Source organism: Microbulbifer maximicatervae (SeqCode) (assembly GCF_052467825.1).
This window is the reverse complement of the sequence record NZ_CP174327.1, coordinates 4,103,184-4,115,495: the sequence shown is the minus strand read 5'-3', so window position 1 is coordinate 4,115,495 and position 12,312 is coordinate 4,103,184. Positions and strand designations below refer to the sequence as shown.

13 protein-coding genes are annotated in these 12,312 nt (G+C 43.8%); 3 read left to right on the top strand and 10 right to left on the bottom strand.

Annotation, left to right across the window (positions count from 1 at the left end):
• Complete coding sequence (locus ACJJII_RS18320) at positions 1-1,131, bottom strand: S-(hydroxymethyl)glutathione dehydrogenase/class III alcohol dehydrogenase (RefSeq protein ID WP_444917244.1); 1,131 nt, start codon at positions 1,129-1,131, stop codon at positions 1-3.
• A 140-nt stretch (positions 1,132-1,271) separates the two neighbouring features.
• On the opposite strand from ACJJII_RS18320, the gene ACJJII_RS18315 reads away from it, so the two are divergent.
• Complete coding sequence (locus ACJJII_RS18315) at positions 1,272-2,141, top strand: LysR family transcriptional regulator (RefSeq protein WP_444917243.1); 870 nt, start codon at positions 1,272-1,274, stop codon at positions 2,139-2,141.
• A 43-nt stretch (positions 2,142-2,184) separates the two neighbouring features.
• On the opposite strand, the gene ACJJII_RS18310 is transcribed toward ACJJII_RS18315, so the two are convergent.
• Both ACJJII_RS18310 and ACJJII_RS18305 read right to left on the bottom strand, forming a co-directional pair.
• Positions 2,185-2,985, bottom strand: a complete 801-nt coding sequence (locus tag ACJJII_RS18310; protein WP_444917242.1) for an alpha/beta hydrolase — start codon at positions 2,983-2,985, stop codon at positions 2,185-2,187.
• Positions 2,986-3,013: 28 nt separating this feature from the next.
• Positions 3,014-3,316 carry a putative quinol monooxygenase gene (locus tag ACJJII_RS18305; RefSeq protein WP_444917241.1) on the bottom strand — a complete coding sequence of 101 codons (303 nt, stop codon included), beginning with the start codon at positions 3,314-3,316 and terminating at the stop codon, positions 3,014-3,016.
• 108 nt (positions 3,317-3,424) lie between these two features.
• Here ACJJII_RS18305 and ACJJII_RS18300 point away from each other — a divergent pair, with 108 nt between their 5' ends.
• Positions 3,425-4,423, top strand: coding sequence for a GlxA family transcriptional regulator (locus ACJJII_RS18300; protein WP_444917240.1), 999 nt, complete (start codon positions 3,425-3,427; stop codon positions 4,421-4,423).
• Positions 4,424-4,472: 49 nt separating this feature from the next.
• On the opposite strand, the gene ACJJII_RS18295 is transcribed toward ACJJII_RS18300, so the two are convergent.
• Complete coding sequence (locus tag ACJJII_RS18295) at positions 4,473-5,042, bottom strand: DJ-1 family glyoxalase III (RefSeq protein WP_444917239.1); 570 nt, start codon at positions 5,040-5,042, stop codon at positions 4,473-4,475.
• Between the two features lie 572 nt (positions 5,043-5,614).
• Here ACJJII_RS18295 and ACJJII_RS18290 point away from each other — a divergent pair.
• Entirely contained in the window at positions 5,615-8,548 is a 2,934-nt protein-coding gene (locus ACJJII_RS18290) for a YncE family protein (RefSeq protein ID WP_444917238.1), read from the top strand.
• 368 nt (positions 8,549-8,916) lie between these two features.
• On the opposite strand, the gene ACJJII_RS18285 is transcribed toward ACJJII_RS18290, so the two are convergent.
• The 6 genes from ACJJII_RS18285 to ACJJII_RS18260 all read right to left on the bottom strand — a co-directional run bounded on the left by ACJJII_RS18285 (position 8,917) and on the right by ACJJII_RS18260 (position 12,033).
• The gene (locus tag ACJJII_RS18285; RefSeq protein ID WP_444917237.1) at positions 8,917-9,801 is read right to left on the bottom strand and encodes a homocysteine S-methyltransferase family protein; all 885 of its coding nucleotides are present in this window, start codon (positions 9,799-9,801) and stop codon (positions 8,917-8,919) included.
• Between the two features lie 265 nt (positions 9,802-10,066).
• Positions 10,067-10,294, bottom strand: a complete 228-nt coding sequence (locus ACJJII_RS18280) for a hypothetical protein (protein ID WP_444917236.1) — start codon at positions 10,292-10,294, stop codon at positions 10,067-10,069.
• Positions 10,295-10,357: 63 nt separating this feature from the next.
• Entirely contained in the window at positions 10,358-10,747 is a 390-nt protein-coding gene (locus tag ACJJII_RS18275) for a hypothetical protein (RefSeq protein ID WP_444917235.1), read from the bottom strand.
• Between the two features lie 296 nt (positions 10,748-11,043).
• Entirely contained in the window at positions 11,044-11,547 is a 504-nt protein-coding gene (locus ACJJII_RS18270; RefSeq protein ID WP_444917234.1) for a GrpB family protein, read from the bottom strand.
• A gap of 120 nt (positions 11,548-11,667) precedes the next feature.
• A complete protein-coding gene (locus tag ACJJII_RS18265) occupies positions 11,668-11,880 on the bottom strand; it encodes a cupin domain-containing protein (protein ID WP_444917233.1) in 213 nt (70 codons plus the stop codon).
• On the bottom strand, positions 11,881-12,033 hold the full coding sequence (locus ACJJII_RS18260; protein WP_444917232.1) for a cupin domain-containing protein: 153 nt from the start codon (positions 12,031-12,033) through the stop codon (positions 11,881-11,883).
• Between the last annotated feature and the right edge of the window lie 279 nt (positions 12,034-12,312).

Below are 12,312 nucleotides of genomic sequence, written 5' to 3'. Positions count from 1 at the left end.
TTATTGATCGAAGTGAATGACGGTGCGGATACTTTCGCCTTTATGTAACAGATCGAAAGATTTATTGATGTCATCCAGGCTCATGGTGTGGGTGATAAAGTCGTTGAGCTGGAATTCGCCATTCAGGTAGCGCTCTACGTAGTCTGGTAATTCGGAGCGTCCTTTAACGCCGCCGAATGCGGACCCGCGCCAGACTCGGCCTGTTACCAGCTGGAACGGACGGGTGGAGATCTCCTGGCCGGCACCAGCTACACCGATAATGACCGATTCACCCCAGCCCTTGTGGCAGCACTCCAGAGCGGAGCGCATCACATTGACGTTGCCAATGCATTCGAAGGAGTAATCCACACCGCCCTCGGTGAGTTCGACAATGACTTCTTGAATTGGCTTATCGTAGTTGTTGGGGTTGATGCAGTCCGTCGCCCCCAGTTTGCGGGATAATTCAAACTTGCTTTCATTGATATCGATGGCAATGATTCGTGAAGCTTTCGCCATGGTGGCGCCGATAATCGCCGAAAGGCCGATACCCCCAAGACCAAAAATCGCAACGGTATCGCCTTCTTGAACTTTGGCGGTGTTCATCACAGCGCCCATACCAGTAGTGACCCCACAACCCAGCAGGCAGACTTCCTCTAACGGCGCAGCCGGATTTACTTTTGCCAGTGAAATCTCTGGCAATACGGTGTACTCCGAAAATGTCGAGCAGCCCATATAGTGGTAGATAGGTTTGCCATCTTTATAGAAGCGCGTGGTGCCGTCAGGCATTAGGCCTTGGCCCTGAGTTTCACGGATCTTTTGGCAGAGGTTCGTCTTGCCGGACTTGCAGAATTTACACTCGCCACATTCTGGAGTGTACAGCGGGATAACATGATCACCCTCTTTGACACTGGTAACCCCTTCACCGACCTGCATGACAATACCTCCACCTTCATGACCCAAAATACAGGGGAATTTGCCTTCCGGGTCGTCGCCAGACAAGGTGAAAGCGTCGGTGTGACACACTCCTGACGCAATGACCCTGATCAATACTTCACCAGCCTTAGGCAGCATGACATCCACTTCTTCGACCGATAACGGTTGGCCAGGCCCCCAAGCGATGGCGGCCTTCGACTTGATAAATTGTTCAGACATAAGATTACTCTCTGTTAAATCATGTCATTCAGGGCCTGGAGTTGGTTGGCCCCGCTGTGACGACTGGGGAGCCATTATATTGATTGCAAAATTGATTATAATTGGGTGTTTTTGAAACTTACTTTTACATATTTGCAATAATGAAAGACTGGGAAGGTATTACAGAGTTTGTTTATGTCGCTGAAAGCGAGAGCTTTACCCTCGCAGCGCAGAGGCTGGCTATTTCCACCGCTAAAGTCAGCCGCCAGGTCAGTGCTTTGGAGAGCCGTTTGAATGTCAAACTGCTATATCGAACCACGCGCAAGGTGTCACTGACACAAGAAGGTACGCTGTTTTACCAGCATTGCCGGGGGGTGCTCGACGGGCTGGAAGCGGCGGAACGAGCAGTAACTCAATTACAGAGCCACCCACAGGGCAAAATCAAACTGACGGCACCGGTCACTTATGCTGAAAAGAAGGTTGCACCACTGATCAATGATTTTGTGATTCAAAACCCTAAGATTGAGGTCAATGCCTATTTCACCAATCGCCAGGTTGACCTTATAGATGAGGGTTACGATATCGCCATACGCCTGGGTAAGTTGCAGGACTCAACCTTGATGGCAAGAAAGTTGGCGGACCGGCGAATTCATCTGTGCGCCTCACCGGATTATCTTGAAGAGCATGGGACTCCACACTCCTTGTCAGAATTGAACAGGCACAACTGCCTGCTGGGTACACTGGATTACTGGCGATTCAATACCAGGGAAGGAGAAAAAAACCTTAGGGTCAAAGGTAGCCTTCGTTACAATAACGGCGGGGCGCTTTTAGATGCTGCGCTTAAAGGCCTGGGGGTTGTGCAGTTACCCGATTACTATGTCGAGCAACATGTCGCAGAAGGAAACTTAACCACCCTTTTAAGTGAGCTCGAAGATAGGGATGAAGGGGTGTACGCAGTTTACCCCGGCAATCGATATATCGCGCCAAAAGTCAGGCTACTGATCGATTATCTTGCCGAGCATCTCACTTGAGAAAAGGGAAGAGGAAGATTTAGGGCTTGGTGTAGCAAAGGGTTCACAGTGGTTTATTACTAGCGGAGGTGGTTTCTTCAATTTGTTGGCTTACCCACTTGCTGCAGAATTCCGCAATCCGCTTCCATTTTGGCTCCAGCATTAAATAGTGACCATAACCTTCCGCTCGGTAGAAGGTGGTATTTTTTCCTTGCCACTCAGCAATTAACCTTGCTGTGGAAGGGGGGATTGCCAGGTCATCGGTTCCCGAAACCATTAAGGTGGGGCAATTGATTTTTTGATAGTCAATTCTGGTTGTTTTATTACTGTCAAAAATCCAGAAGAACAATTCAAATAGGACTTGCCCAGATTCAGGACCTAATCGATCAAAGACCTTGTGCTGGTCGCCTGGATTAAGTTTATTCAACCCGAATTTCGCCATTGTTGCGAAATCCGGTAACAGGATATCATTCCAAAATTCACCTGCAGCCATAAACAACTTGCCCAGCGCACGCTCTTCTTCTGTGGTGGGCAGTATTCCCCAGTTCACGCTTCCGTTAAGCAATACGATTGCCCGTGCCAAATCCATAGTTGCCAATTTTTGTGCAATAACACCGCCCAGGGAGTGGCCGACTACAACAGGTTTTTGATTTAAAGATTGTACAAATGCCCGGATGTCATCAACGTAGTCGGCAATACTCAGTCCTTTAAGGTGTTGCTGATTTTGTTCTGACTTTAGATCTTCATGGTAGCGGTAGCTTGGGCTGTGACAATAGAATCCTTCCTCTTCAAAATGCTGGTGGAAGTTCTCCATTGTCCAGGGGCCGGCATTGGTTCCGTGGATAAAGACGATAGGGGTATCCAAAGCCAGCTCCCGGTTTTTCAAGGCTTCCTTAGACTTTAGATGCGAGGATATCCGCAGTCATAATTTGTGGTTCTGATGCGAGCAGTTCATCCGCTTTACCAAGCAATGCTGCAGCGATCTTGCCGTTAAGATGTGCAGTTAAGCCGCCTTCATCGCTAAACGTGTCGAAAATAGCAAATCGCGTAGCGTTGATTTGTACGGCATACCAGCTCAGGGTTCCTCGCTCTTCCACAGCGAGCGGTTGGGCTGAGGTGAGCAGCGCCTTTACCTCATCAGCCTTATCCGCTTTGGCGTCGATCAGTGCCACGATGGCCAGCTTAGCTTCAGTCATTGTTTTCTCTCACGTTGTTTGGTGATGAGTATCCTAGGGGAAGCTCAGGCTTGACTATCAGTGTCCAAAAAGACAATGATCAGACAAAATTCGCCACTTTGAGGATTTATGGCCCAGATAGTCATCTTGTCTATGCCGGGAGTTTTGCCGTCGGCTCTGGCTGGCGTTCAAGATATGTTTGCCCTAGGTGGCCTCCGCTTATCTGAAAGCCAGCACTCCCTGGACCCTGCCTATCAACAGTCCTGGTCCCCCGAAATCCTGGTCGCCAGTTCTGATGGCGCCGACATTATAGACAGGCAGGGCAGGTACTTTGCTGTAAGTCATGGGGTATCACAAATATCCAGTTGCGATGCCGTGATAGTCCCCGGATTTATGCCCAACCAGTTTGGTGTGCCCCCTGAAAAGTTACTGGACCAATCGACTTGCGAATGGTTGCGAACCCAATATAGGCGCGGGGCAATTATCGCGGGTTCTTGTAGTGGCGTTTTGGCGCTGGGTGAAGCGGGTCTGCTAAATGGACGACAGTGCACAACCACCTGGTGGTTACACAATGAGTTGAAATCCCGCTTTATCAATGCCTGCCCGCTATGGGCCAGTGGACTGTTAGTAGACGAAAATATAGTGACAGCGGGTGGCCCTTTATCTTGGGTAGATGTAACTCTACAAGTGATCAAGATGCTAGCTGGTGAAGAAGTTGCAACCAAAGTGGCTGATCTCGCTGTTGTGGATTCCCACCCGCGTTCGCAAACTTTGCATGTACCAAAAGGCTACAAGGTATCAAAAGAGCAGTTTCTGGTGGATGCAGAGAATGTAGTTCGCCAATATTTTGGCCAACAGTTAAGCAGTCAGTTGCTGGCAAAAGAACTGTCGATATCTGAGCGAACATTACACCGGCGTCTAAAACAATTAACAGGCCAAGCGCCTAAGCAATTCATTGATAGCGTCCGTATGGAATATGCACGCAGCCTTTTACTAAACCCAGCCAATAAGGTTGCCAGTGTCGCGCAAGAATTAGGCTATTCCGATGATGCAGTATTCCGACGTGTATTTAAGTCGCATGTGGGGATGAGTCCCAGTCAATTTAGGCAGAAATATCAGAAAAGCTGATTATCTTGGTGATAGAAGTCAGTGCCCCAGGTTCCTGGAAAAAGCCCAGCTAATTTGGCGGTAGATAGACATTCACCGTCTGTGCAATCTCCTGCGATAGTTCTTTCCCAAATAAGCAGGTGACGAGTTCAAAAGCGAACTCGATAGCGGTCCCGGGTGATTGACTGGTCACCAAATTCCGGTCGACTACCACTCTTTGATCACTAGTTTCCTTTACATATTGACTAAGTTCACCGCGAAAAGTCTTGTAGCAAGTGGCCTTGAAATTGGTAATTAACCCTTGCCGACCAAGAACGATTACCGGAGCAGTGCAAATTGCCCCTAGCCAGCGGCCCGACTCAACTTGCTCTCGGATGAGCTTTATTAGGGGGGCCGAGTTATGCATTTGCTCGGCACCTTCCTTGCCGCCTGGCAGAGCTATTAGATCCCACGTAGAGTCCAAACAATCCTCTATGGAGCAGGGGGCTTCAATAACAAGGTTACGCAGGGTAGTTATACGCCTACTTGGCATAATCGATGCTAAGGCAAGCTCTGCATCCGTTCGGCTCAAAATATCGTAGATGGCAATGGTTTCGATATCCTCATTACCATCGGCGACGGGAATCAATATGTTGGGCATTGATATAACTCCAAATTAGTTAGATTATCTATACGCTTTTAAAACTGAAAATATACCTTTGTATCTTTCGTCTTTAATAATTTATAGCTAATGTGCATTGCGAAAATGTTTGTGCCAATTTGAATGCTATTTGAGTTGGATAAGGATTGCTGGTGTAAGTCAAACTAAATTGTAGTTGAGCAGCTGTATTTAGCTGATTTTTGTACCATTTATATGGCTGACTATCATTTAAAGGCAGAACTAAAGGTGATTTTTAATTGTTTCATCATTAATGACATGAGTGGACTTATTCTTAAGGGGGGGTTAAATGCAAGAATAGAATGCAAACCACTCATATTAGGAGTATGCAATATACTAACCATAACTGCCAAAATGTTCGAAGTGCCAAAATTTTTGGTACGGTTAATACAATTTGATACTTGAGGTCCTTAAAGAAATATAAGCTTTTATCTGATAGTATTAAACATTTAAAGTCAAAGTGATTTTGTTTCGTGGAACTAGGCAATTAAACCTTTGGGTCGACTATGCCGGTAGTTCTGTTATTCCTTTATATCTAATAAGTTGGGGCAGTTATGAATTGCATCTACAAGCAAGTACTTGTGATTTTAGCCGTTTTTCTTGTATCTGCATGCGGCGGCAGTGGCGGCGGAGATGGTGACGGTAATACGGGTGGTGGATCCAGTTTTCGAATCACAGAGGAGAATGCCAATGTGGTTGCTTCACAAGCCATGGACTCAACTGCCACTATATTAAAGCTTGGAATACAGCTACAAGAAGCTCTTGATGCCACAATTCTATCTGGAGAGGAAAGTTATGAGTTTTACTGTGACGGTTCTGGAAGTATCTCCATTGATGTGGTGAGCGAAGCAGAGGTGCTTGTAAAATTTAACAGTTGCGAGAACTCGCAGCTAGAGATTGGATTTAGTGGGCAGGCTGAGTTAATCCCCGAATCTGTATATTCTAATTCTGCTCAAGAAGTTTTCTTTCAAGGACGGGTCAATATTGATGAGGATTTAAGTTTACATGATAACACCTACGTATCTGTTCTAGGTAGCTTCACCCTCGGTTTACAGGCAACCTGGTACGGTGATGTTATTGATGTGAAACATATTTCTGAGAACCCACTCAAACTAAGAGATGAGTCAAACAGTATTACTTTTTCAAAGATAGAGGCAAATATTGAATATGACCTAGATCAAGGTTTAAATATGTGGCCTAGGTCGAACTTCTTTGGCGAATATTCTGTGAAGTTAAATAGTAGTTTACTAGGAGGCGAGATCAGTTGTGATACCAAAGAGCCATATGGTATGGGAGCGTGGAATCCGAAAGATTTTGAAATTTATTGTTCTGACAGTAACCCTGATGTTTTGCTTCTTAGTGAGGGGTATGCTGGAGGGACTATGGATGTATCAATTCTTGACGCAGATAGCCAGGAGTATCGCCCAGTTTTAGGCATGTACTGGAATGAGTTTGAGTCAGTTTATGAGTATCAACCTGGATTTCCTCAACCAACCTTTGAAGTTCCTGGACTCCCATCTATTGAATTCAGTATGGATATCAATGATGCGGTTTACTCCTCGAGTTCGGGCTATTTTTATATAGCCATACCTGACAATGGGTCAGAGTATGCCAATCACTTGATAGAGTATGAGCTATCGTCAATGAGTATCACCCGTAGTCTTGCACTAAAGGGGGAGGCTGGTCCGCTGGCAATATCTGGTGATGGAGCAATTTTGTATCTGGGTTATATTAATTTTCCTGAAGTGCAGCGTGTAGATCTTTCTGATTTTACCCTATCAACTTTACTTGATTTGGGAGAAGAGGATGGGAGACTGCATTATCCACGCAATATAACAGTATCTCCAGCTGCTAACGATACGGTTGCTGTTGCGACTTACCATCTAGGATTTGACTCGGATAGTAAATATTCGGCAAAAATAAAATTCTTCCGAGATGGGGTTGAGCAATCGGTTGTGGGAGACTGGTTTTCTAGTCCAACACGAATCACTTTTGATGAGATTGGAAGCAGATTAATTACATACACAGATGATTCAACCGCCTATGATATTGACGTTTTTTCGGTCGGTATAAATGGGTTGGATCATGTACTGAACTTAAAAGATTATGCAAGTGGACCTTCCGACATTCTTATGTATGACGGGGCTCTTTATAATGGAATTGGAACTGTAGTTAATCCAGACTCTGGGGAATTGTATGGTAGGAATTCAGTTGTTAACGGATATGATAATGAGGAATATCGAAAGCTTGCGCCTTTGATTACACCGGGTGGTGAATATACCTATATATTTGCTAAATATCTTGAGATATATGACCGGGATCGATATACCTACTTGGGAGTATTCGATCCAGGTGTGGAAGGTAAATTTCTACGTTTAATTAACATTAATGATAACAAATTTGCTTTCGTAACTGATGCTGGAGTTAAGATATTTAGTCATCAGGATGTTCCAGTTGATCGAGATGCGAATTGTGGGCAATATTTTATTCCCGATATGAGAGTTGATCTCGATATTAGCTTTTCCGGTTGTTTGTTCGGTGATGCAGTCTACAGTGCAGAGTATGATAAAATTTATGCATCAATTCCGGGAGTTGCAGGTGTCAATGGTAATTCTATAGCTGTTATAAATAGAGAATCACTGAATTTTGAAAAATATATACCTGTTGGTTCTGAACCTTACGAACTAGAAATAAGCAAGAATGACAAATTCCTTTACATTTCTTATCTGGGCACGAATAAATACTCTGTACTTAATTTAAACGATTTATCCCTCGAAATGAATGTAGACCTGGGAACAAGGGATAACTATTCTGGACCAATTTTTGCTGGTGATCTAGAACCTTTCCCTACAGATGAAGGCAGTGTGCTTATTTCTACAGCCAGGCAAGGGTATACCACAGATTTTGAAGGAATGGAGGTATATGTGGATGGCATTAAACTATCGACAGAATCAAGTGACATTCCTGCTGGAATCCGTGCAAATCGAATCCGTTTCGCAGGTGATAATTTAGTATTTGGTTATAATACTGATAGTACCGGTTTTGAAGTGAGTGAATTCAAAGTTGATTCTAGTGGAGTCACCTTCGTCAATGAGTATGATGATCTAATTTGGGGATTTCCAAATGAAATCGCTTATTCTTCCGAGAGACTATATAGCTCACTTGGATATGTGATTAATACTGATTCCATGGAGCTAGTTGGACAGATGGAAGGCTTGTCGACAGATAATTGGACACGCCATCATTTTGTAATTGATGAAAACCGGGGAGTGATGTATTTGTATGCATCAATGTTGACATCCGCCAATGATCCAGCACTCAAGGTGTTTAGTCTGGATACATTTGAAGAGTTAGCTTCAGTAAAAATGCCAACATTTGCGATTCTTCTGGGGGAAGGCAGGGCGCTCATTGATCTTAATGAAGATGAATTACTTGTCGTGCTTGGGGGTGTTATGTACAAAATTAATAAGGATGATATTTTACATTAAACAAGAAAATGGGCCCGGCAGGGCCCATTTTAGTTACACTGAATAAAAATTAAGTACCTTATACTAGAGTACGCTGCATCCGATATCTTCAATCTTCCATTTTTTAGTGACTGTGCTGCCACATTGCGCTTAATGACACTGCCGGCCCAGTTGGTATGTACTTCCGGACCTTTGGCGATATCCAGACCGCGAACTGTCACCTCGGTGGCCAGCAGAATTGAGGCGCTCAGGCAATTGCGAGTCTCAGTGTTGCTCCCTTTCCCCTATTCATAATTCAGCAGTCCAGCTAATGCCCTTTGCAATAATAGCCAATCCAAGAGAGTGGCTGCCCAGGGTAGTCGTAAGCGGAAAGAAGCGGGCTAAATTTGTTAGTTGTGATTATTTATGATGTATTCCAGGTGCCTTGTATCAGTGCCGCAGCAGCCGCCCAATATATTGAACCCGCTATTCTGATTTAAGCGAAGCATAAGATTACCCCATTCTGATATGCTGTCGGAGTGCGTTGTTTTGCTGTTTTCTAGTTCATTGTGCGTTAGTGATGAAGCATTGGCTTGTATGCCGATTAGTCTGTCAGGTAATTGACTTGAAGCGTTTATAAAAGAAGGATGAGAACAATTAATAAAGTACCCAGAAGGTTTAGGCGAAACCTGGCGATCAATATGTGAAATTGCTTTTTGAATGGTATGTCCATCTAAAAGGCGACCATCTGAGCCAATGACAAAGCTAATAAAATATGGCTTAGAGTGCTTTGACATTAGAGATGCAATGCCAAGTGCCTCTGGTATAGATGGTAGGGTTACTCCCATGAGGTAGTCAGCATTAGAGGCTCCGAGCTTATCAATTTGCCAACGATGATAAGAAAGAGATTCTTTGTAAGTTAGGCCTTGCTCTGGTTTGTAGCAGTCATTTTTACAGCCGACTAGGCCTCCTACATATACATTTCCTTCTTTTGGCAAGATATTCGAAAGAAAATTAACAGCGTCTTCATTGATAGACGTAGGTGCCTTGGCTAGAGAAACTCTCTCTGAGCTAGCCCTCCATGTGGGAGTTGCAAGCAAAAGAGGGAGTTTTGCATCAATTGCAAGGTTTATGTATTCACTGTAGATTCGTTTAAGGCTTTCAGCACCAGCTTTGCTATAGATTAATTTAGCATGGTCGACATGGCTGCAAAGGCTTATATCTTTGTTACGCCTGACTCTTTCGAGTATGGCCGCTTCAGTAAGAATCAACTTTTCTGAAAGAATTCCTTGCATGATGCTCTCCGGTGTAAGCTGTCGGGCGCTGAAGTTGAACACCCAGTTATATTTAAACTTTATACTGCCGCCATTAAAATTGCCATGCAAGAAAGACTAGGATTAAAACCCAGCTACTGACAAAGTAAACTCCAACGAGTCATAAAGTGTACTTGGTACTTTTGGAGCGAATGAGCTGCACAACCAATTCCCACTAGCAAAACTAGCGAGTGTAAGGGCAGGAAATATGATTAGCTGGATGTCGTTAGTGGTTAATAACTCAGCCCTAGATTTGAAAGCTCTGAAATTCGATATTATGCGCCTCTATCTCCTGACGTTCTTTAGCTAATCCAAGCTCATATTCTTCGCTATTTTCTAACAAGGATACAACTTTAGAAATTCCTATCTTAGAAAAATATTTGGCGTCTTCAGTCAACAATTTTGAAGAGGTTTTAGGCATTGCATGAAGCGTACCGTTACCAATCTTTGTCACTTCAAAAACTGAAGGGATCATAAAAATCCTTCTCACATAATACTTATGGATGCTCCAAGGGCTGGAGTATCCTGTCTGCGATTGTTATTGTTTATGGAATCCTGGGCACATTTCACGAAGTTGACTGCTTGCCAATTGCACCATACTCTTGTTGAAATTTTGAGCAAAGCTTCTGGCCTGCGCTATAAGATCTTCATGGTTAACACAATACTGAGAATCAGCTCCAACCCAAAGTATCTCCCATTTAGTATTTTTAAAAACACATGAAGTAAATGGAATATCGAAGCCTGGGCGAGAAGGGCCAATTCCATCTGCTACTACGATGAAGTAAACATTATCCTCTTTAAACGCCTTCTCTGCTAAGATCGCTGCAGTTTCAGGTTTGTAACTATCCTTTTTCGATTCAAAAGAGCAATCAGAAAGTGCCTTGCCAGAAGCCAACCATAGTAGAGCTAAAGTCAGTATTTTTTTCATGTCTGTACCAACGTCGCGAGTAAGAGCAGCCGAAGTAGAGTATAAGCAGCCCAACCATCGAGTGGGTGATCTTGCAGGGCTTGTTGAGTTAAAACGAAGCTATAGTGCCAGATTGTAGGAAAACTCTCAGGAATCGTGTGCTCAGGTAGAGGTTAATTCTTGCAGAAAATACAAGCCACCTAAAAATTGACTGCCAGAATAACGCTTAACCGGTTGAAACGGAGTTGTTTTTTCACGCTAGCGTAGTATTACGGAGTGAACGAATCAACGCAGTGGAAGTCGGGTTAACTATTTTTTTAGCTGCGTATCCTGCCCGATAGCACAGCCTTGACAAATGGCCATTTGTTTTCAGTGTAGGCTTCACGGTCTTGAGGGTTATCTTGGGCAAGCTTTTGTTTTAATACTGCGTATTTCTGAGCGATGGTACGGTTATTACGCAATATATCGCGAAATTTAAGGCGCTCTTGCCAAAGATTACTTTTGAATGGGATAAGGTGAAGATGATGCGTGCGGTATTCAGGTTTAGGTTTACAAAACCAATGCATAACATCATCTTTGTATGGGTAATAGCAATAATTAATCACCGATAGGGCTTCAATAGCAGGTTTGGAGCTGGGTAAGTCTTTTACCCCAAACATTATGTCGATGATGGGTTTTGCAGATAGACCCGGAACTGAAGTGCTACCAACGTGCTCGACAGCTCCGCACAGCCATTCGCCAGCTACATTTAGAAGGATTCCTTTCTCCTTCTCAAATGCATCAGGCCAAGCACTATTGTAGTTTTCTAATTCAATTTTCATTTCAAAGAAGAAAGGCTGTTGACGCCCGATTAATTGGTAGGCCGATATTACCCCAAACTGATACGTAGCGAAAACTTCATAATATTGGCTTATCCATCTGAGTTGTTTGCTAGCAGTAAACTAAACCCATACATCATTTTCTGCCATTAACCTGCTTTCAGTACCGCCAGTGTTAACAACACCTTTAGGCTCAACAATCATGATTTGGCATTCATCTGTTGCAGATGGTTTATGTTCAACACCCCTTGGGATAACAAACATTTCACCTGAGTTAATTTCAACCTTGCCATCACGGAGTTCAATAAGTAGTGACCCTTCAATTACAATAAACACTTAATCTGTTTCAGGGTGATTATGCCATGCAAAGTCACCTTCAACTTTAACCAGTTTAAATTGATAATCATTCATCTCTGCGATAACACGCGGAGACCAATGTTCGGTAAATTTTGCGTATTTCTCTTTAAGATTTATTGCATTGAACTCCATTCAGAATCCTTTCTGCTAAGTGCCGCTAACGAGTGTGTAGAAAAACTCACCCCTCACTTTATATTGTACTTTTACGTGAAAAATAGCCTACTGACCAGTGAAAACTCAGCCAGAATTTTCGTAGAATCGCCACTTGAGGTTAATATTTGATCACACCTAAGGGAGCAAAAACACACATTAGTTTTCTACAGCCTGAACCACTGGATAAGGCACGCCGTACTAACGCACTAGTTTTATGTTAACTTGCGAAGCCGGTGAGCAACCCAAAAGCGAAGTAGA